We start from the raw sequence: 20219 nt of genomic DNA, 5'->3' as shown, positions 1-20219 counted from the left end.
ATGGCAAATAACCTCGCAAACCGTGCATCTGCCAATTTGGCCGCCCTGCGTGCGCTACGCGATAGCGCCGACAAGTCGATGTTTCCGATTGGGTGCCGTGCTGGCTACAACTACAACCGGAACATCACCACAGATGCTCTCCCGGCCTATTTGAGCCGCAGTCGCCATGTGTTGCCCTACGGCGCGAGCCAGATCGCTCCAGTGTATGTGGGCGGGCATGGGGCTTTGGCCGAACAGGAAAGTGCTGGCTTCTCCGGTGTCCATGTCGGATTAGCCCCTGCCTGGGGCGCGGCTGCTGGCAACGCTTACGATGTGAATGCCATCCGCCGCGTTACTCGGCAGGGCAAGTTCAACATGACGATCCCTGCGGGCGAGTTCTCCGTATGCGATCCCATCGGAGTTGATATCGCGGCCGGGACGGCCATCGGCCTGCAGTTCTATGCTGTAGGTTCAACAACAAACCCCTTGGCCGGGAGCCGAGAAACCGCCCGCTCTAAGACATGGGGCGAAGAGTTCGCTCGCCTATACGCATCCACTAGCGACCTTTCGCTGGTGCAGTCAGGCTGGCCGGCGAATGACAGCAATGCCCGCGCTTGTATTGTCCCAGCTGTAATTCTTGGCCGCACAGCAGACGGCATTCGGCGCTCGTCCGTGGCGATCATTGGCCACTCCATTGCCTACGGTCAGGTTTCAGGTGGCGGGCTGCTCAGTCGCGATACTGGAGACAATGACGGGAATATCGGTTGGATTGAGCGTTGGATCGCATCGCAACGACCGTTCAGCGCCTTTACCATACCGGGCGACGAGCTGCGCACGTGGATGGGTGTAAACAACGCCAATGCTCTTGCGGCTAACTACGCAGCGCAACGCTTCGCCTTGTTGTCCCTCGGCTTTACCGATGCCATCGTGCAGCTTGAGGTGAATGACTTCGGCACGATCACTGTGGATCAATACGAAGTCCTGTTCCGCGCCTTCGTCAACAAGCTCAAGGGCATCGGCATCCGTGTTCATGCGGTAACGCCGTTTCCCATCGCAGACTCTACCAGCACCCTGGCTGTCCAAACCAAGCACGCCAAGTCCGATATGATCGTAGACTGGGCCGCGCGGGTGCGCACCAGCGCTGTGGCGACGTGGGGCTGCGCGTCAGTGATTGATGCCAATGCTGTTCTGCGTGATCCAGTGGACACATGGAAATGGCGCAGCGATCTGGACACGCTGGTTGGTGGTGCCTCAACGGTTGACTTCACCCATCCATCACAGTTGACGACAGTATGGCTCGCCGCAAATCTGGGTGTGAGTGCTACTTCGCTGATCCCTGAGTTCCCGTCCTAACCCACACACCCTCACATCAACGGAGGGGGTGCCGAGCATCGCTCGACACCCTAAGCGTCAAACCTCGGTGGAATATTGAAAGGAATTGAAGCGATCGGCGACCAGGCGGCCGGCGTCCTTTCGGTGCACATAGGTGTTCAGAAAAATCGACGTCGTTTTCCATCCGCCTGCGACCATGGTGCTCTTGACGTCTGCGCCCATGGCGATGGCGTTCGTGGCAAACGAGTGGCGGCCGCATGCATGGGACGACTTGTATTCGATCCCTGCGCGGCGACACACCGCCTCGATCCTGTCATTAACGCCGAAGCGGGAGACATAGCGGAAAACCCGCTCATCGCCGTCTCTGCCCAGTAGAAGCGGTGCCATGCGCCTTGCCAGGGCATCGGTGAGGGCGCGCTCTGAATGGCGGTCGGTTTTCGTCCGAACCAACATTGCGCGACGACCCGCTAGGTCAACATCGCCGACGCGAAGATTGATGGATTCGGTAACTCGCGCGCCTGTGTGGCTCATGAACATGACCAGGGCGGCAAGGTGATCGAGCCCGCCGTCTTGATCGCACTGGCGCACGAACAGATGCAGCCAGATCGGCGAGGCAGGGCTTTTCTTTGCCGGCGGGTCCTCTTTGAAGCGTCGCAGGCGAATGGGCGCGCACCAGCCGCGCTCATAGGCGTGCAGAAGGACGGCGCGGATCGGAGTGATGACCTGGCGATTGCGTGTCGCTCCTCCTTGGTCGGGCAGCAATGTTTGCGCCAAGCTCTTGATGTCGAATGGCACAATCTCGTCGACGGGAATGCTGCCGAGGTGCGGCATCACGCGGTCGAGGAATCGATTAGAGCCGCCATGGCGAATATAGCTCGCCGCTGCTGCTTCGAAGGTTTGCCCATTGCGGGCGCGCGGGAAAAATGATGTGACAGCCTGAGCCATCCTGAACTCCTGAGGTTCGGTTGGTTAGAGCGCGTCGTGGCCTGCCAGGGCCACGGCGCGTTCGCATTTGAACATCAGGCCAAGCGCCGGCATAGCGTTGCTGGCAATCAAGATTAACAGCCTCGCATCCGCGGGGCTTTTTCATGAGGCGCCACCATGGCCACATACGGCACGATAGACGGCTGGCGTCAGTATGCCAGCGTTCGAGGCGATCAAGCTCCGACAGAAGCAACGGATCAGGCTGCAACTGCTGCCCTGACCAGAGCGTCAGACATGGTTCGGATGAGATACGCGCCAAACCTCTTGGCGGCGGGCTACAGCGTCGATTTCACCCCAGATGAGGCAGACCTGCCCTTGACGACTGAAGCGGCCTACATCGCCGCCTATATCGAGCTAACGACCCCCGGGTTCTTCAGCAAGACCTACACCGCAAGCGAGCAGAAGAGCCTTGTGCAGGTCGACAAAATCCGCTGGCAGGTCACAGGAAACGCCTCTGGCATCTATGCCGCTATGCCGGTGAGCACACTGATCGAGGCGCTGTTCGAGCCCTATATTCTTGACCGCAACGCCATGGGCTTTTTCTTTGGCTCCATCGGGCCGATCTCGGAGAACATCTGATGGCCGAGGATTGGTCGAAAGTCGCTCAGGAAGTCGAAGCCGCTCTCGCCTCTATCGGCGACGTGTCCCAGCCCAACGGCTATCCGGCCACGATCCGCCGCGTCGTTCCCGGCACGCCTGATCCATCGACCCCATGGATTCCTACCGAGCCAACGATCACCTACACCCCTGTCATTGCCCTGCAGTCCGACAAGGAACTGCGAGACATAAACGGCACGTTGATCGGCATGACCAAACGCACGGTGACGATCTCCGGCGCTGCGGGCATAGCCCCGACAGATGATGATACCATCCTCTTGGGCGAGGCGCTGACGTTCGCGGATGCGGCGGACGATGCCACACATGCCTGGGAAGAAATACAGGCCGTGCGGGCTCTCTCGCCGGCTGGAATCGCTGTTCTCTATGACCTGGACCTTGCTCTCTGATGGCTTCCAACCGGACACCGTTCGATCAGCTCGTCGATAAGTTCTCGCCGGAGGTGCGCGCCGCGTTCCTGGAAGCCTATGATCGCATCAAGGCCGGCGTGACACCTGCCATGCTCAAGAGGATCGTGGCTGAGATCGATCGCGGCAACATCGAAGCGGCTATCGATCTTCTGGGCATCGATCGAGCAGCATTCGGCGGCCTCGACCTCGCCATTGCGGATGCATTCAATCGTGGCGGCATAGCCATGGCGGCAGATGTCATCGTGCGCGATCCAGCCGGCACACGCGTCGCCCTCTCGTTCGGTGTCCGCAACCTGATCGCCGAGGCGCTGCTTCGCGATCTCAGTGCGCAACTCGTGACGCGCGAGACAGAGCAGGCCAAGCAGTTGCTCCGCATTGCGCTCACCGAAGGCTTGGCACGTGGCGACAATCCGACCAAGACGGCGCTAGAGGCAGTCGGCAGGGTCAATAGAGCCACAGGGAAACGCGAGGGCGGCTATATCGGTCTTAGCGGGCCTCAGGAGCGGACGCAGGCTAAAGCCCGCTCCTCGCTCATTTCTGGCGATCCAGAGGGCATGCGAGATTATCTGCAGCTCAAGCAGCGCGACAAACGGTTCGACCGGATGGTGGCGAAAGCGATCAGCGAAGGAAAAGCGCTGTTTCGTCAGGATGTCGATCGCATCGTCGGCCGCCTAAATGACAAGCAGCTGAAGTTCCGCGCCGATGTCATCGCGCTCAACGAGACGCGCGCCGCATTGGCCATGGCAAAGAACGAGGGCATTCGCCAGGGCATCGAGAGCGGCAAGATCGATCCGCGCGACGTGACAAAGACCTGGGGGCGCACCATCAGCGAGCATCCGCGGTCGCAGCACAAGGCCATGGTGGGGCAAACTGTGCCATACGACCAGCCTTTTGTGGCTCCTGACGGTACGCTGATCCCGTATCCGCATGCGCCCGGCCTTCCTGCTCGGCACACAGTCGGGTGTAACTGCCCAGTGACGTACAAGATCGACTACACCGCCGCGCTGATCCGTCGCCGGCAGTTGGCATGACCCTCTCTTTCGAAGCGCAGGTCGCAGACTGGGCGCAGTCGGTCGAAGGCGCGCTCGAGGTGGTATTCCGGGAGAGCGTGCAAGAACTGGTCGAGCAAATGGATCTGCTGCTGGTGCAGACGGTCTATGACGCTCCACCGGCGCCGAGCGGCTACAAGCGAACAGGCTTTCTACGGGCTTCGCTGGTGGCATCGCAGACGGCCATGCCGCTGCTGACCAGGGACAATCCCGGCGTGCCGGTTCCTGCTGATCTCGGCGATGTCATGCTGGTGATCAGCGGCAGTGATCTCGGTGAGACGATCTACCTTGGCTACACGGCCAATTATGCGGGGTATGTCCACTATTCAGCGAATGGTGAGGCGGGCCGTCCATGGGTAACCATGGCAGGTCAACGCTGGCCTATGATCGTGGATCAGGTCGCGGCTCGGGTGAGGGCTCGGCTCGGTCTTTAGCGTCCTCAGACGCTTTCAGCACGCCCATCTGCAGCAAGAGCAGGGAGCGGCGCGCAGCCTCAATGGCTGTGTTCCCGGCCACGGACGCGCCTTTCTCCTGCCCAAGGGCATCTCTGGCGACCTGAATGCGGTTCCAGACCTGTTCGTTGCTTAAATCATCGGCCATGGGCCAGAGGTATCGCACAATGGCCACGACCACGGAAGGTGCTATCGAAGAGGCGCTTTTGGCGCGGCTCGCGACACTGGTTCTCTCGCCGGCCCACCCTGTCGCTTGGCCGAACCTAAATTTCACCAAGCCAAACGACAATCGCTATCTCGAGGCGATCTTCGCTCCGAATGCGGCCAACCGCGTGCTGATCGATAGCGATGGCCCACACCAGCGCATCGGCTTTCTGCAGGTCAATGTGCGCGACGGGCTGAACAAGGGCACGCGCATCACCGACATCGCAGGCGCTGTCGCTGCGCATTTCCATGCCGATTTGAAGCTTAGCCACGCTCTCGGGCTCATCGTCCGCATCACAGCAGACGCCGAAGTCGGCTCAATGCTGGTCGAGACGACGCCTCCTGGCGTGCTCGTGCCTGTCCTAGTGCCCTTCGAATGTTGGGCCTGATCATTCAACCATAGGAGGGCCACATGGCCACGCTCTATCCAGTAGCCGGATGCCGGTATTATATCGGCCCTGCCATGGAGCTTCCCGACGTCGATGTCACGGAAGCAGATTTTGCCTCGGTCGTCTGGACTGAGGTCAAGAATTACATGGAAGCAGGATCGCTCGGCGATGCTGCTGCGCTGATCACCACGCCCCTTATTGATCGCGGCCGTGACGTCAAGCAGAAGGGCACGCGCAATGCGCCTTCTCGACAGGACAATTTTGCCGTTTCCGCAACGGACGCCGGCCAGATTGCGATGCTGGCAGCTGAGCGCACCGATTACAACTACCCATTCCGCGTCGACCTAAACGATGACCCCATCGTCAAGTCGTCGGTCGTGACAATGACGATCGCAGCGCCCGGCGTCATCACTTGGGCAAATCACGGTCTTTCAGCCGGTACGCCGATCAAGTTCACGACCACTGGAGCCCTGCCCACCGGCCTCACTGCCGGCACCACCTACTATGTGGCAGCTGCTGGGCTCACCACAGGCGCTTTCAGTGTTTCAGCAACGCCAGGCGGCGCGGCGATCACCACCACCGGCACACAGTCGGGCGTGCATACGGCATCGACCGTGCCCGTCCCATCAAAGCGATATTTCGTGGGACTCGTTGCCGGCGCCACTGAAGGCTTTGGCGGCCCAAACAATGTGCGGCAGCTGCAATGCACTGTCGAAGTGAACAGCAATACCGTGCGCGTCGCGCCGCTCGGCTAAGGAGCTATCATGCAGATCAAGAACATTGGGCAGGATGCCCGCACCATTTCCCGCGACGGCATCGACGTGCCGTTGCTCCCCGGCTCCGCTCTTGATGTCGAGCTGACCAAGGACGAGGCCAAGGCTTTCGAAGGCCTGGGCTTCGAAGTCACCGGCGAACCCGCCAAGCCTGCTCCCAAGTCGAAGGAATAGCGGATGGAAATCTCTGGCCTCGTTTCAACCGAGCAGCTGTTCGAACTCGACGTCGAGCACCCTGCGACCGGCGAGCCGATGGGCATCAAGATCATGGTGCGCTCGGCTGGCTCGGAAGCGGCAATGGCGGTTGTGCGAAAGCAGACCGATGCCATCCTTGCCAAGCAGCAGAAGCGCAAGCTGATCGATGCAGACACAGTTGAGCAAAACGAAATCGATCAGGCCGTTTCCTATGTTGCCTCTTGGGATTGGGGTGGCAACACCTATGACGGCGCTGTACCCAGCAGCGATCCCGCAACGATCAAGGCCATCCTAACCAAAGAAACATGGCTTTATGCGCAGGTCGTGGAGGCCGCGCGCAAGATCGCAAATTTTACCAAGAGCTGACGGACGATTTCTGTCAGATCGTTCGCTCGGCTGTTCTCGCGCCGAGCTATGAGCCAGACATACCATGGGGGCAGGAATACCTCTGGCACTGGTTCATAGAACTCCATCAGGGGCGTCAGGACGGCTTTTCCGGGCCACAGGCGCTGTCATGGCGGGAAATGGCGGAATGGGCGTCCCTGACCGGCTCTGCGCCCTCCACAATGGAATGGCGAGCCCTCCGTGCCATGGACACGGCCTATCTAGCTGTCTGCCGTGAAGTCGCCGGTCGCGAGCAAGCTGAAGGCGGCAATCCAAACACAATCTCCGAGCGCACCATGACGCCGGAACTCTTTGACGCCATTTTCTGATGAGGTGACCTATGCCCGATGTTGCTCGCCTCGGCTTGGCCGTGGACTCCTCGCAGGTCGAGAAGGGCACGGTCTCGCTCCATCAGCTTACAGGGGCGGCGGGGCAGGCTTCTGCGGCCGCCCAGCGGCTTGCTGGGGCCTCACAGGCTGAAGCGGCAGGGCAGAAGGCGGCTACTGCTGCAGCCCAAGCCCACAACGCTGCTCTGATGGCTCAGAACGGCATCATCCGTTCCTCGATGCAGCAACGCACGATGATGATCTACCAGCTCAATGACGTGGTCGTTTCGCTTGCGTCGGGCATGAACCCCGCGATGGTGGCCATTCAGCAGGGATCGCAGATATTCCAGGGCGGTTTTGCTCCCGCACTTCGCACGATCTCGGACCTGACAACAGGCCTGATTGCGAAATTCTGGCCGCTGGCCGCTGTTATCGGCGTCGTTGCCGCCGCCATCGGCGGGCTCACCTACGAGTTCAACAAAACCGCCGACGTGCAGGTTAGCTTTTTCGACGTGGCTTTGGCCGGCTGGCAGATGTTCGCCGAGATGATCGGCTCGATCCTGGCTCCGGTCTGGGGCGGCATCGTCTCTGCGCTGCAGTGGGTCTGGGATCAGATCGCGCCCATCATCAAGGGTATGGCAAACACGATCATCGGCTCGTTCTCTTTTGCCGTGCAGGCCATAGGCGCACTGTGGTCTGGTCTGCCGGCGGCCATCGGCGACGTTACGATCCAGACCGCCAACATCGTCATCAAAGGCATCGAGTGGTCAATTCAACGCGCGACCGAGCTCATCAACAGCCTCATCACGACGGCCAACGATGGACTTGGGCAATTCGGACTGAACATCCCAACCTTCGGAATGCCACAGATCAGTGGCTTCGATAATCCGTTTGCTGGAGCAGCGGGCCAACTCGGCTCGAACATTGGTGATGCAGGGGCGAACGCTTTCGGGACAGACTATCTCGGCGGACTTGGAGACGCTTGGTCCAAGCGAGCCCAGGACATTGCCCGCACGCGCAAGGAAACGGAAGCGCTAGGCGGGGCCGCCTCGGCGGCAAACGACAACGTCAAGAACCTAGCAAACGATGGTCTGAAGGCTGCTGCTGAACGCGCTCAGGAGTTCGCCAACAATCTCGGCAAGTCGATCGGCGGGGCGCTAAAGGATCTGATCAGCGGCGCCAAGGACTTCGGCCAAGTGATGCTGGATGTCCTTGGCAATGTGGCCCAGTACGCGCTCCAGCAGGCATCCAGCATCTTCGGCGGCATGGGGGGAGGTTTCGGCTTCCTCGGCAGCATCCTCTCCGGACTGTTTGGCGGCGGCTTCGCGAATGGCGGAGTCTTCAGTGGTGGCCATGTGCAGCCATTCGCCAACGGCGGCATCGTTTCTCGACCGACACTTTTCCCCATGGCAAGCGGGGCAGGGCTGATGGGTGAGGCTGGGCCGGAAGCCATCATGCCGCTGCGCCGCGGGCCTGATGGACGGCTCGGCGTCTCCGCCGCAAATCAAGACCAGCAGTCTGTGCACGTCACTGTCGGTGTTGCTGCTGATGGGAACGGCAACATTCTGCCGTTCGTCCAAAGCGTATCGCAGTCCACCGTCACACAGGCGGCGCCGTCCATTGTTGCCACGGCGAGAGCTGGCGCAGCAAAAGACGCACCGTCAGCCATGTCTCGCTACCAAGTCCAGCAAGCAGGATCGGATTACCGCCTTGGCTAATATCATCCGCTGGCCAGCAAAGCTGCTTGTTCCCGCCCGTGCCATGGCTTCTCAGGTCGCGTTCTCGCGAGGCGGCGGCAAGTCGCTGGGCGGGATCGAGCGCAACATCCGCACCGATCGAGGATTCTGGCGTGTGTCGATGACGGACGTATCTGTTCGGACACGCGCCATGCGGCGGGTTTGGAATACCATCGCCACCGACCTTGCCGGGAAGGCGGGTCTAGTGGCCGTTCCGGTTTGGGCGTTCGATAGTGCTCCATACCCTTCAGGCGAGCGCGAGCGGGAAGCGTTAGTGACGTTCGACGATGACACCGGCTTCGATGACGACTCCGCGTTCATCCAAGGATCAATCAATGTCGAGATGGCCACCTATGCCCCGCTGGGGGCAACGGTGATCACCGTTCGACTTATCAACGCCGCCGCCGCAGCGGGCATTCGCTTCAGCTATCAGGACGCGCTCTACCAGACCGGACGGGTACTGGCTCAGCCGAGTGAGACGACGTTCCAAGTGCCGGTGTTTCCGGCCATTCGCCAGGCCATTCCTGCAGGGGCGCAGCTCGAATGCGATGCTCCCACCTGCCTCTGCCATTTGTCTGACGATCGAGGCATGGACCTGCCTCTGAACAACACTGAGATCGACGTCGCTTCGGTCGAATTTGTCGAAGCGGTGGATTATTGGAACGACTTGGCGCTCGGAGTGGCGTGATGGCAATCAAGAGCCTGCGCGTTCTTTGCCGCATTGAGTTCCCGTCCAAGACTTTTCGCATGTGGGACGGGGCTGGGCCATACCTAGACGCCAATGGGGACATTTGGGTGGGTGCGCGGCTGACTGAAGGTCTCGACCAGATCGAGAGCGCCATGAACGGGGAGGCATCCACGCTGATGCTTTCCATGTCTGGCGTTGACCAAGCCGTCTCCGATCTCGCCTACGAGGATATGGAGGCAGGTGAAGTCATCGACGCCAAAGTGCAGCTGCTGATCCAGCCCTGTGATGAGTGGGACCAGCCGGTGGGTGATCCAGAAGTCAAGTTCACCGGCTTCGTGGACAACATGCCCAGCGACGATTCGGTGAGTGGCGACCAAGTGGTTTCGACCCTCGTGCTCGAGGTGCGCAATCGGTTTGACTTGCGCACACTGGTCAGTGGTGCAGTGCTGTCGGATGTGGACCAACGAGCTCGGTCGAAGGTTTTGAACCCTGGGGCGCCAGCCGATCGTTTCGCCGAGCGCATCCCCGGCCTGGTCGACAAACAGATCGTCTGGCCGCGGTTTAGCTGATGACTAACTGGACCCGTTACGATACCCGCGCCTTGATCGAGGCAGCGGGCGAGAAGCCGTGCGTATCCATCGGCGCGGTAAAGGCGATCCGTCGCCATCATGGCGAACCTAACCTTGTCGAGCGGATGGCTCGGTTCGAGGGATTCATTGATCAGCAGACCGTAGGCTTCGTCTGGGGCCAGACCGATTGCGCTCTTTTGTTAGCCGATTGGGCGATTGCTTGCGGCCATTCGGATCCGGCACCTCATCTTCGCGGGCAATATGACACCGAAGATGGATGCCGGGCGATTCTAGCGGCCGCTGGAGGTCTTCCCAATGTTGTCCAGGCATGTGCCGCATCCATTGGTCTCAAGCCTCTGCACGAGCCCGAATTTGGTGCTGTAGCGGTCATCGGCTCGGCGACTAACTCGGCAAGACAATGGGGCGCGATCTGGCAGGGCCACAAATGGCTTGTGCGCTGGCTGGCCAAGGACGGTCGCCCAACCTGGGCCCTATTCGCGGCAAAACCTCTTTCCTTATGGCGGGTCTAGATGCCTCAAGCTCTTGCAACGGTGCTGGTTCCTTGGATTTCCAACACCTTGATCGCTATCGGCCTTCCAAGCCTGGCCTTTGGCGCCGCGGTCGGCACGATCGCGCTGGGGGCTTCCTACCTATTGCTAGCCGGCGCCGCTTTCCTGGTGTCGCAGGCGTTTGCGCCGCAGAAGCCGGAAGCACCGAAGCCCGAAGACGGCAAGTTCAACCTGAAGCAGAGCGTCCCGCCGCTGGTCTATGTGCTGGGTAGGGTCAAGAAGGCGGGAGACTATGCCTTCCTCGAAGAAACGCAGGGCGTGGCGTTTCACGTCACGGTTCAGGCGGCCCACCACATCAAAGGTTACGTGCAGCATTTTCTGCACGACGAAGCAGTCACGGTCAGCAGCGGGATCGTAACCTCGCCAAGCCATTTCGAAGACAATGTCGCTATCGAGACCCGGCTTGGTGACAACGCGTCGACGGCTTATCCCAACATCATCGCCTATTTTCCAGCAATCTGGGGTCCGGATCATCGGGGCGATGGGTTGGCCACCACATTCTTGCGGGTCGAGTCGGTTCCTGCTGAAGACCTTCAGCGCGTCTACCCTTCTGGCATGCCGCAACTGCAAGCGATCATCGACGGTCACGACAGGCTAATCGACCCGCGCACCGGCCTGGCCGGCTATAGCACCAACCTCGCTATTTTCCGCTACTGGCACCTGACCCACCCTGTTGGTGGCAAACTGACACGTGACGATCTTTACACCCCTGATTGGGCACATGCCGCCGACGTCTGCGACCAGACCGTGGTCAACCGCTCAGGGGGCACGGAAAAGCGTTACCATGGGGGGCTATGGTTCCGCGCTAATAATGATCCGGTGCAGATTGGTCGGCTCATGGACCAGGCGGCGGAGCTGGTGCTTTACGAGCGCCCAGACGGAAAGGTTGGCGTTCACGCCGGGACATTCGTCGCGCCCGATGTGCGCTTGACGGCCGACGATCTGATTTCGGTCAACTTTGATCCCAACAAGCGCCGGTCGACAAATGTGCTAGCCGTGCGCGGCCGCTATACCGACCCGGCCAAGGGTTACAACACAGCCGATGCTGCAATCTATGGCGTACCGTATCCCAGCGATGACGAGCGCACCAAGACGGTTGAGAACCAGGCGGTGCAGTCGCACAATCATATGGCTCGGCTGCAAGCCATCGCCTACATCCGGGCCAATGCGCCGCGTGTAAAAATCGTGGCCCATTATGAGCCTGCGCGCGATGTGCCGTATCGCCGGTTTGTAACCGTGCATTATCCTCCCAAGATGACGGAAGCCGTAGTCGAGATTACTGGCCGCCCGGTTCTGTCGTTGCGTGCCCTGACCTATGAATTCGAGGGAATCGTCATCCCCGGCGAGCTGCTCTATGCGTTTAATTCTGCGACGCAGGAGGGTGTGCCAGGATCTAATATCGTTCCGGTGGAACGGCAGGAGGTGCCGCTGCCGCTGGGCTTTGACGTCACGATCCAGACCGAAGATGTCGGCGGCGGGGCAAGTGCCGCCTATGCCAGGGCAACTTTCACGGGGCAGAGCTCAACGTTCCAATATGAGCTGCAATGGGTGCCAACTGCGGGAGGCACGACGCAGAGCGTGATGGGCGCTGCCGGGGCGACAACCGTGCGAACCGGATATCTAGCTGATGGTGTGCAATACAAGTTCCGGTCTCGGACCTGGTCGGTCGGCGCCTCGTCGGCGTGGACTGATTACCAGGTTCTTACGACAACTGCTGATCCGGTCGCGCCAGGCGCCGTTACGGGGGTAGCTGCCACCGGCGGGACAGGCCAAATCGCCTTCTCATGGACCGCGCCGAACAGCGCCAACTATGTCGGGTCGCGGCTCTACACCAATACCACCAACACGATGACCGGGGCGACTCTGCGTGCCACGGAGTTTGGCGCACCCAGCTCGGCCGATGGGCGAACTGTAACCGGTCTCGCTGCCGATACCTATTACGGCTTTGTCGTTGCCATTAATGGATCTGGTGTCGAAGCGACGCCAGTTCCCACTGGAGCCGTCACGGTCTCCTAATATTTCCAAAGATCGAGGAACGTCATGACCCTGACCCCTGCGCAGGTCTTCCGCCGCTATGAGACTGATGGCGTGCCGGACAGCGGTAAGCATCAGGTTGATAAAGACGAGGTGATCCAGCTGCTGAGCCAGTTGTTTGGGTCGGCCGGAGGTCTCGCCGATGGCCTAGTTGACCTCAACGCTCTTAGCGATAGCTTTGTCCCAGTTTATCTCAGCACTGCCACGGTGCAGGCCGCGACAATCCGGGCTGGTACCAAGGTTTTGCGAGTGGCTGGCTATGCCGTTCCTGGTGACGGCGGCTCGGCTCAGTGGAAACGCGTCGCGTCAGCACCGACCCATGGCGCCGGCATCCGCTCGATCGATCGGTTCCTTCCCAATGGTTCAACGGATGGATCGAATGGCGGCTGGTGGGATGTGGATGAGGCATTTCCAAACGAGCTCATGTTTGGCGGGGTGGCGTCGCGAACCAATGCCCAGCAGACAGCTGCCATCCAGGCTATGCTGAATTATTGCGGTGCCAAGGCTACAAAAGGCTACATCGCTGCGGGCCATTTGCTAACCTCAGGTCTGGTGGTCCCTGATTTTGTTACTGTGGAATGGGCGAAGCGAGGCTATGCCTCAAACGACCGGATCCTGGACAAGGTGTTCAACGGCGACATGATAATCATGGGCGACGGCGCCAAGCTCGTCAGCCCTGCGTTGAGAGGCAATTCAGCAAATTGGTCAGGGCGGGGGGTCGTGATTGATACAGGGTCCGATCAAGTTATTGACGACCCCTATATGATCGACATGGCAAGTTATTGCCTGGAGTTCCCGACCGGCGGCAAAGGTATTCGTTTCCATATGAATGGGGGCCTAATCCAAAGTGCATCCGGATACGCCGTGCGCATGCCGGCGACGGAAGCCACCACCACCGGATACCGACATTTCACAGGTGTCCACACGGGCGGGACGCCATTTATCGATCTTCGAAACGGGGACTATACGATACTTGATGGATGCGTATTTGCTGGGATAAATTTCGGAAATACGACCACAGGTCGCACCAAAATCACAAATTGTCGAAACGCTGATCCAGCTGGCACGCTGATATTCGGTATCGAGCACACTTTTGCTCTCAACCATTGTGCTGCAGGGCTAACGCTCGGCGCTGGAGCGCAGTACTGTAAAGTTATCGGCAACATTGTAGCTGGCGGCCTATCGCCGATCAACAACAGCGGCAACGCCACGAACCAAATTGTCTAGCGGCTGAAATGCCTTCTCAAGGCTCATTAGGTAAGCCGCCTCGGACGCAACTGCATCACTGACGTTACGCCTAAGATGTCCGTCATCGCGGAAGAGAAAGTCTCCCAAAACGAATGCTGGGCACTCCCCAGAAGAACACCATCGATCAATTACATCAACGAAGTGGGCATTGGGAGCCGCTGCCGCAGCAGATTTGATTGCAGCGGTGGTGGTGAACTGGGCCTCGGTTAGCATAGAAACCTGTAGTTCATCGATGTCACAGTCGGTTCGGAGAAGGCCTGCTGCCCTGGCAAATGCACACGGTGTGGGATCTTGCCGCCACTGGGGAACGTCACTTAGCAATACGAACTGACGGTCGGGAAACTCAGCGGCCAATCGGCTTATCCCTTCGCCAATCAGCTGTGGGCCATTTGTTTGGGACGATCCGGGGCTGTGAATAACCCTGCTCAAGTTAGGCCATGAGCTGGACAGGATAACCAGACGCACATCTCTATTCGTTCTGAGCCATGCCCTAACAGATTTGTTCTGGGCCATGCAGTTCGCGTCATAGTTTGGGTCGTCTGGGTTATCGCGTAGAACCGTTGCGCCATCGAGAATTGCGGGGCATCCCGCTGCGAGAGTTTCTTTCACCAGAAGGACTGAACTATCTTCTGCAAGCGCAGTTTGATGCATGTACGGCGCAAGGTGTTCCGCGTGGCTATCTCCCCACAGGATGGCCTTCCGCGTCGATGTCTCCCACGGACGGCCGAGCACGCAGCTAGGAAACGATAAACCTGGCAGAGTGATAGTCTCGGGGCAATCCCAATGCCACATCCTGTCAAGCCCGCTCAATTGCATTGCCTTATCTGGAATGCGCAATGTGGCACCGTCGTTCGCGAGGATGAAATATCCTGTCAAGGCAACCACTGCTGAAGACAGCATGCCAGCGGAAACCATTCTCCAGCGAACGACGGCGATGGATGGCCGCCTAAACGGCCTTTCAATCCAGCGCCAGGAACCACACGCGATTGCCAAGGATAGCACCCCGAGCGAGATTGATTCCGCGGGGCTAGGCATTGCCCCATTCAGATAGTGCCGATACAGCACCAGCACCGGCCAGTGCCAGAGATATAAGCTGTAGCTGATCAGTCCGATGAACACGACGGGCCGCAGCGATAGTCCCGCCGCGAAAAAGGAATGTTCCTTGGGCCAGATCAGAAGTGCAGCGCCTATGCAGCCGTAAGCGGCATTCAAGCCCGGAAAGGCATCCTGGGCGTGGATGGCGAGAAGGCTGTAGCCGATCAGCGCAACGCCGATTGCTGCCATAAGTTGGCTGATGACACGACTCGTAATTGCAGGGAGGAAAACTAATACTGCGCCAATGGCCAATTCCCATGCGCGCGGGTGTGGGAGGTAGAAGGCTGCCTTGGGGTCGGTGCCGAGCAGAGCCTGGGCATAGACGAGCCCGGCCGCCACAATGACCACGAACACGGCAGCAAGTGCCAGTCGTGAGCGAACAAACGACATCGCCAGCCAAAGAACGGCGGGCCACACGACATAGAACTGCTCTTCGACACCGAGCGACCAGGTGTGGAGCAAGGGCTGCAGCTCAGATGCCTGGTCGAAGTATCCAGTGTTCCAGAAAAAGAACAGGTTGCCGAGACCGAATGCAGCGTAAGCGGCGCTCTCACCGAGATCGGCATAATCACCCGGAGCTAGGATGAACCAGCCAGCCGCCATGGTGACGGCAAGCATCGTTAGTAAAGCAGGGAATATGCGGCGCACTCGGCCGTCATAGAAGCCGAGGATGGAGAACTCGCCGGCAGCAATATCTTTTCTGAGCTTCGCAGTTATGACGAAGCCGCTGATGACGAAGAACATATCAACGCCGGTAAATCCACCGGGCAACCAAGTCGCCCCGTAGTGGTAAAGGACAACCGAAAGTACCGCGACCGCGCGAAGTCCGTCGATATCAGGGCGATAGGCTGGCTTTGTGCTCATAGCCGCTCATTGCCACGGCTCTAACCCTCCTTCAACACCAATCACCACAGGAGGCCTTTATGGCCAATGAACGCGGCTTTGACCGCGCGCTTCTGCACGTCTGCGAGGTTGATCATGGCATCCACTAAGATCACCCAGTTCATCGGCGGCCATGAAGGTTTCGTGTCCACCTACTATCTCGACCCGGTACATGTGCCGACGATCGGCTACGGCTTCACTTGGGGCTCTGCGGTTTTCCGCAACTGGTGGCAGACCCGCTATGGTCGCAAGTTCCAACGGGGCGATACCATCAGCCAGGCAGACGCCCATAGCATCCTGAAGCTGATCATCGAGACCGAGGCCGCGCCGCCGGTGGATGCCAAGATTGCATCTGCCAAGGCGAATGTCCGCGATGCGTCCTACTCGATGGTCTACAACGCCGGCGCCGGGTCGCTAAAATGGAAGTGGTTTCAAGCGCTCATCCGCGGCGATATCAAGGGCGCCGCTGCCCTGTGGCGCAAGACGGCTGTCACTGCCAAGGGCAAGTGGCTTCCGGGCATCGCGCGACGCCGGAACGAAGAAGCCGACATTGCTGAGTTCAATCGCTGGCCGTCGTGGCTGGGGCAGGGTGATGTCGCGCCGGCGACGCATACGCCATCAGAGAATGTTCGTCAGGCTCAGCTTTGGCTGAAGGCGCTAGGTTATGAGCCGGGGCCGGCAGACGGCGTGCCTGGACAGCGAACCAAGGCCGCAACGCTTCGTTTCCAGCAAGATCACGGCGCCCTAAAGGTCGATGGCGTCATTGGGCCTGCGACGCTAGCGGCGCTCCAGCGCACGATCGATCTTCGCAAGAAGGCCGGCGGAACCGTGGCGGCCGGCGGCACGACTGCCGGTGCCGGTGCTACCGAGAACGCTACTGGCGCCGCTGATGGCCTGCAGAACGTGCCCGACGGCGTTGGCGACTGGCTGCTGTGGGGCGGCGTGTCGATCGTCGTCATCGGCTTGATCTGGCTCGCCTGGCGCTACCGCGACGAAATCAATGCAACACTTCGGAGGCTCGCATGAGCTGGACTGACGCTCTCATTCGGGCCGGCGCGCCCGTTCTTAAATCTGTCGTCGAGCAGCAGATCGGCGGTGTTGGCGGAAAGATCGCCGGCGCCGCCATCGATAGCTTGGCCGAAGCGCTCGGCACCGAGGCGACTGGCGAAGCGATCGCCGAGAAGATTGATGCCGATCCGTCGTCGGCAGTCGTCGTTCAGCGTGTTGAACAACAATTCGTCCAGGACATGGCGCGTATTGCCGAGGCGAACCGAGATGCCATGGTGAGCTATCATCAGGTGCTTATGCTTGACGCGAACCAAGAAGGCATCCTGTCGAAGCTGTGGCGTCCGCTTTTCGCCATCGTCTTTACGGTGATGTTTGGCATGGTCGGCGTCACGATCTGCTGGCTTATGTGGACGCGGCAACTTGGTACACTGCAGCAGCTGGGCGAAGTGACCACATTCCTCACCTTCATGTTTATCGCGGGCTGTGCCGTTCTTGGTGTCCAGATCTACCAGCGGAGCGAAGAAAAGAAAGCGGGGGTGAGCTAAGCCCAAATGGAGACCGCCACCGATCTCGCGGCCAAGACCGCAGAGCCGTTCCTTCAATCCGGCACGCTTGGCGCGACGGTGGTCGCACTAGCTCTCACACTCGTCGCAGTCGTAATTTTTGGCTGGCGTGTCATCGATGGCAAGGACAAGCGCATAGCTGAGCTCGAGAAGGGATGGCGCGATGACCTCCGGACTTCGCTTGTCAGCGTCACGACGGCAGTCGCCGCGCTGGAGAAAGCCGAAGCCTTTGTCATGGACCAAGGGAGGCGCTGAGATGTTCGGCTGGCTTAACTTGACCAAACACATGGATCGCCGTCGGCAGCGGATAGAGGCAGAGCAATTGCGGCGGCTCGAACGCGCCGAGCTCCAGGCCGGCATCAACGCGCTTGATCATCGGCGCAACAATATCGAACACCTGATGCGTCGCATGCTGGAGGAGCGGAATGCCTGACTTCCTGAAGAATTGGGCTCTCCTTGTTGGTCTGGGTGGGGCGGCAGTGTTTGGCGTCTCCACGCTCTTTTTCACGCCCGACCAGATGGCGGACGCGACAGCCGTCGTCATGATTGCCGCCTGCGTCGCCGGCCTCTGGCGCTGGGCGCCAACAGGCTGGCGAGTGTTCTGGCGCGGCGCTCAACGGACGGAAGATTGGGGCATTCTTGGCCTATGTCTGGTGCTTGTGAGCATCTTTGCTGGCCGGGTCTATGGGATCGTGTTCCGGCAGCTTGATCGTCCGCAGTGGCTCGTGGACAGCTACTGGTCGCCATTCTTCATGTACCTTTTGCTGTGTGCCGTGACCCTTCTCGTGGCCGCCACCAAAGGTGATCGGGATTGATCTTGTTCCGCTTACGTTCCCGTTATAGGACTCGGCCCCTCGTGCATATCGAGGCCCACCATGTCCATGACACCGAGTCGTCGCACCATCGAGGCAATGACCCTTGGTGGAATGGCGATCGACAATCGAACGCTGATCGTCCGGTGCAATTCATGTTGGCGCACCAGGACGTTTCTCGCGGCGGATCTGGCGAAGGTCTATGGCGATAGCGCGAGCCCGCACCGGCTATTCACGACATGCTCGAAATGCGGGCGCCCGACTCGGCATGGCTATGGCTTTCCGCATACTGGCTAGATGATATGCCGGCCCTCGGCGCTCACTGTGTGGAAGTGGCGGGAGCAGATTTACAGTCGCGACGATGGAGCGAAGCAGGAACAGAAGTGACTACCCTTCGGTGAAAGGTGTCTACCTGTTCCATTCTGTTCTGAATGTCGACCGGAGAAAATCTCAACGGTTTCAGTTACTTATGCCTGGCAGGGGCTGGGGGACTCGAACCCACGACCCTCGGTTTTGGAGACCGATGCTCTACCAACTGAGCTAAACCCCTTCAGGCGAGGCAGTGTCTAACGGCAAAGACGGCCACGCGCAAGTGGGTCGTGGCCAAGTTGCACAAAACTTCGAGCTCTATTCAGCCGCCACGGTGACACGCTGCTGATGCCGCGTCTTGAGCTTGTTCAGTTGGCGGGCCGCATGCGCGAGGAGGGCGTGCCGCACCGTTTCCGAGCTCGCCGCGCCGATATCGGCCTTCACCTTGAGGTCGAGGGTATATTCGGTGCGTGTCGCGAGAAATTCCTCGCTGATGCGCACACGCACGACGCCCGTGACGCGACCGGGAATCGCGGTGTGCGGCCCGAAGTGCAGAAGCTGACAGGACTTGATCTCGAACGACATGACGGCGTATCCCTCGATGCCACCTTTTGGCCGCATTTTGATCCAATTCCAAAGCATTGCCGGACGCAAGAGACTTCCACAGTTTTCTGCAACTATGCTTTACGGCTGTTGTAGCTTTGCGTCGTCCCTCTCGCGAGGGGCGGCGCGATTGGCGGTTGCAATTGCACCCAAGATTAATTAGATAGCCCCAATCCGGCCGTGCGGGAGTCCTGCGCGGCCTTTGGTTTTGCACCAAGACAACCGGAATCGACCACCAATGGCCCGTACCAATCCGATCACCTTCTTCCAGCAGGTTCGCACGGAAGTATCGAAGGTCACTTGGCCGGGACGGAATGAAGTTATCATTTCGACCATTATGGTTTTGGTTCTGGTGATCTTTGCGAGCATCTTCTTCCTGGTCGCCGATCAGGTGATCTCGTGGCTGGTGTCTTTGATGCTTTCGATCCGCTAAGCGGACCGGGCGACTAACGAGGAGCGGCGAGGCGGCATGGCCAAGCGCTGGTACATTGTTCAGGCGTACTCGAACTTCGAGCGCAAAGTGGCTGACGCGATCAAGGAAAAGGTCGCCCAGACCAAGCTCGAGCATCTGTTCGACGACGTCATCGTGCCGACCGAAAAGGTCGTCGAGATCCGTCGTGGCCGCAAGGTCGATACGGAACGCAAGTTTTTCCCGGGCTACGTGCTCGTGAAGATGGATCTGACCGATCAGACTTTCCATCTGATCAAAAATACGCCGAAGGTGACCGGCTTTTTGGGTGCTGATAACAAGCCCATGCCGATCTCCGAAAAGGAAGCCATGTCGATCCTGCAGCAAGTGCAGGAAGGCGTCGAGCATCCAAAGCCTTCCGTCAGCTTCGAGGTTGGCGAAAGCGTTCGCGTGTCCGACGGTCCCTTTGCCAGCTTCAATGGCATCGTGGAAGAAGTCGACGAAGAGCGCTCCCGCCTCAAGGTGGAAGTTTCGATTTTCGGGCGCCCCACACCTGTGGAGCTCGAATACGGTCAGGTCGAAAAGGTCTGACCCCCTACGTA

26 protein-coding genes and 1 tRNA gene are annotated in these 20219 nt (G+C 59.5%); 23 read left to right on the top strand and 4 right to left on the bottom strand.

Translation table 11 applies throughout. The features are described from left to right. Window positions 1-1332 carry a hypothetical protein gene (locus tag VW35_RS00850; RefSeq protein ID WP_046141140.1) on the top strand — a complete coding sequence of 444 codons (1332 nt, stop codon included), beginning with the start codon at window positions 1-3 and terminating at the stop codon, window positions 1330-1332. Between the two features lie 57 nt (window positions 1333-1389). On the opposite strand, the gene VW35_RS00845 is transcribed toward VW35_RS00850, so the two are convergent. Beyond that, window positions 1390-2256, bottom strand: coding sequence for a tyrosine-type recombinase/integrase (locus tag VW35_RS00845; protein ID WP_052951406.1), 867 nt, complete (start codon window positions 2254-2256; stop codon window positions 1390-1392). Between the two features lie 156 nt (window positions 2257-2412). On the opposite strand from VW35_RS00845, the gene VW35_RS00840 reads away from it, so the two are divergent. The 15 genes from VW35_RS00840 (at window position 2413) to VW35_RS00770 (ending at window position 13915) form a co-directional block, all read left to right on the top strand. Beyond that, window positions 2413-2874 carry a hypothetical protein gene (locus VW35_RS00840; protein ID WP_152662423.1) on the top strand — a complete coding sequence of 154 codons (462 nt, stop codon included), beginning with the start codon at window positions 2413-2415 and terminating at the stop codon, window positions 2872-2874. Continuing rightward, window positions 2874-3299 (top strand): hypothetical protein, encoded by a 426-nt coding sequence (locus VW35_RS00835; RefSeq protein ID WP_046141138.1) that lies wholly within the window; start codon window positions 2874-2876, stop codon window positions 3297-3299. The genes VW35_RS00840 and VW35_RS00835 overlap by 1 nt, the downstream gene beginning before the upstream one ends. Continuing rightward, window positions 3299-4351 carry a hypothetical protein gene (locus tag VW35_RS00830; RefSeq protein ID WP_046141137.1) on the top strand — a complete coding sequence of 351 codons (1053 nt, stop codon included), beginning with the start codon at window positions 3299-3301 and terminating at the stop codon, window positions 4349-4351. The genes VW35_RS00835 and VW35_RS00830 overlap by 1 nt, the downstream gene beginning before the upstream one ends. After that, entirely contained in the window at window positions 4348-4803 is a 456-nt protein-coding gene (locus VW35_RS00825; protein WP_046141136.1) for a hypothetical protein, read from the top strand. Before VW35_RS00830 ends, VW35_RS00825 begins: the two co-directional genes overlap by 4 nt. Before the next feature lie 185 nt (window positions 4804-4988). After that, the gene (locus VW35_RS00820; RefSeq protein WP_046141135.1) at window positions 4989-5414 is read left to right on the top strand and encodes a phage tail terminator-like protein; all 426 of its coding nucleotides are present in this window, start codon (window positions 4989-4991) and stop codon (window positions 5412-5414) included. Window positions 5415-5437: 23 nt separating this feature from the next. After that, entirely contained in the window at window positions 5438-6169 is a 732-nt protein-coding gene (locus tag VW35_RS00815; RefSeq protein ID WP_046141134.1) for a hypothetical protein, read from the top strand. Between the two features lie 9 nt (window positions 6170-6178). Then, on the top strand, window positions 6179-6361 hold the full coding sequence (locus tag VW35_RS00810) for a hypothetical protein (protein ID WP_046141133.1): 183 nt from the start codon (window positions 6179-6181) through the stop codon (window positions 6359-6361). Between the two features lie 3 nt (window positions 6362-6364). Then, window positions 6365-6748 (top strand): hypothetical protein, encoded by a 384-nt coding sequence (locus VW35_RS00805; RefSeq protein WP_046141132.1) that lies wholly within the window; start codon window positions 6365-6367, stop codon window positions 6746-6748. Next, window positions 6688-7095 carry a phage tail assembly chaperone gene (locus VW35_RS22235; protein WP_425283732.1) on the top strand — a complete coding sequence of 136 codons (408 nt, stop codon included), beginning with the start codon at window positions 6688-6690 and terminating at the stop codon, window positions 7093-7095. The genes VW35_RS00805 and VW35_RS22235 overlap by 61 nt, the downstream gene beginning before the upstream one ends. Before the next feature lie 41 nt (window positions 7096-7136). Continuing rightward, complete coding sequence (locus VW35_RS20325) at window positions 7137-8810, top strand: phage tail length tape measure family protein (RefSeq protein ID WP_244465816.1); 1674 nt, start codon at window positions 7137-7139, stop codon at window positions 8808-8810. Then, on the top strand, window positions 8803-9516 hold the full coding sequence (locus VW35_RS00790; protein ID WP_046141130.1) for a hypothetical protein: 714 nt from the start codon (window positions 8803-8805) through the stop codon (window positions 9514-9516). The genes VW35_RS20325 and VW35_RS00790 overlap by 8 nt, the downstream gene beginning before the upstream one ends. Next, a complete protein-coding gene (locus tag VW35_RS00785) occupies window positions 9516-10085 on the top strand; it encodes a hypothetical protein (protein ID WP_046141129.1) in 570 nt (189 codons plus the stop codon). The genes VW35_RS00790 and VW35_RS00785 overlap by 1 nt, the downstream gene beginning before the upstream one ends. Before the next feature lie 32 nt (window positions 10086-10117). Further along, on the top strand, window positions 10118-10615 hold the full coding sequence (locus VW35_RS00780) for a DUF6950 family protein (RefSeq protein WP_161796833.1): 498 nt from the start codon (window positions 10118-10120) through the stop codon (window positions 10613-10615). Then, the gene (locus VW35_RS00775; protein ID WP_046141128.1) at window positions 10616-12670 is read left to right on the top strand and encodes a phage tail protein; all 2055 of its coding nucleotides are present in this window, start codon (window positions 10616-10618) and stop codon (window positions 12668-12670) included. Between the two features lie 24 nt (window positions 12671-12694). Then, window positions 12695-13915 carry a hypothetical protein gene (locus tag VW35_RS00770; RefSeq protein WP_046141127.1) on the top strand — a complete coding sequence of 407 codons (1221 nt, stop codon included), beginning with the start codon at window positions 12695-12697 and terminating at the stop codon, window positions 13913-13915. Here the strand turns inward: VW35_RS00770 and VW35_RS00765 are convergent. Further along, window positions 13868-15895, bottom strand: a complete 2028-nt coding sequence (locus VW35_RS00765) for an acyltransferase family protein (protein ID WP_052954044.1) — start codon at window positions 15893-15895, stop codon at window positions 13868-13870. The genes VW35_RS00770 and VW35_RS00765 overlap by 48 nt on opposite strands. A gap of 114 nt (window positions 15896-16009) precedes the next feature. On the opposite strand from VW35_RS00765, the gene VW35_RS00760 reads away from it, so the two are divergent. From VW35_RS00760 to VW35_RS00745, 5 genes are read left to right on the top strand one after another with little or no spacing between them, the layout of a single operon-like run. Then, complete coding sequence (locus VW35_RS00760) at window positions 16010-16939, top strand: glycoside hydrolase family protein (protein ID WP_052954045.1); 930 nt, start codon at window positions 16010-16012, stop codon at window positions 16937-16939. Further along, a complete protein-coding gene (locus tag VW35_RS00755) occupies window positions 16936-17466 on the top strand; it encodes a hypothetical protein (protein WP_046141126.1) in 531 nt (176 codons plus the stop codon). Before VW35_RS00760 ends, VW35_RS00755 begins: the two co-directional genes overlap by 4 nt. A 6-nt stretch (window positions 17467-17472) precedes the next feature. Beyond that, the gene (locus VW35_RS00750; protein WP_046141125.1) at window positions 17473-17739 is read left to right on the top strand and encodes a hypothetical protein; all 267 of its coding nucleotides are present in this window, start codon (window positions 17473-17475) and stop codon (window positions 17737-17739) included. 1 nt (window position 17740) lies between these two features. After that, the gene (locus VW35_RS21450; protein ID WP_161796832.1) at window positions 17741-17917 is read left to right on the top strand and encodes a hypothetical protein; all 177 of its coding nucleotides are present in this window, start codon (window positions 17741-17743) and stop codon (window positions 17915-17917) included. Continuing rightward, complete coding sequence (locus VW35_RS00745; protein ID WP_046141124.1) at window positions 17910-18299, top strand: hypothetical protein; 390 nt, start codon at window positions 17910-17912, stop codon at window positions 18297-18299. Before VW35_RS21450 ends, VW35_RS00745 begins: the two co-directional genes overlap by 8 nt. Before the next feature lie 471 nt (window positions 18300-18770). Here the strand turns inward: VW35_RS00745 and VW35_RS00740 are convergent. Together VW35_RS00740 and VW35_RS00735 are read right to left on the bottom strand one after the other, a co-directional pair. Further along, a tRNA-Trp gene (locus VW35_RS00740) sits at window positions 18771-18846 on the bottom strand. A 77-nt stretch (window positions 18847-18923) separates the two neighbouring features. Then, complete coding sequence (locus VW35_RS00735) at window positions 18924-19226, bottom strand: hypothetical protein (protein WP_152662422.1); 303 nt, start codon at window positions 19224-19226, stop codon at window positions 18924-18926. A gap of 220 nt (window positions 19227-19446) precedes the next feature. Between VW35_RS00735 and secE the strand changes: the two genes are divergently transcribed. After that, the gene (secE, locus tag VW35_RS00730) at window positions 19447-19641 is read left to right on the top strand and encodes a preprotein translocase subunit SecE (protein WP_046141122.1); all 195 of its coding nucleotides are present in this window, start codon (window positions 19447-19449) and stop codon (window positions 19639-19641) included. 36 nt (window positions 19642-19677) lie between these two features. Continuing rightward, window positions 19678-20208 carry a transcription termination/antitermination protein NusG gene (nusG, locus tag VW35_RS00725; RefSeq protein ID WP_035080778.1) on the top strand — a complete coding sequence of 177 codons (531 nt, stop codon included), beginning with the start codon at window positions 19678-19680 and terminating at the stop codon, window positions 20206-20208. Window positions 20209-20219: the final 11 nt, after the last annotated feature.

This window comes from Devosia soli, from assembly GCF_000970455.1.
Classification (GTDB): domain Bacteria; phylum Pseudomonadota; class Alphaproteobacteria; order Rhizobiales; family Devosiaceae; genus Devosia; species Devosia soli.
This window is presented reverse-complemented; position numbering and strand designations above follow the sequence as displayed.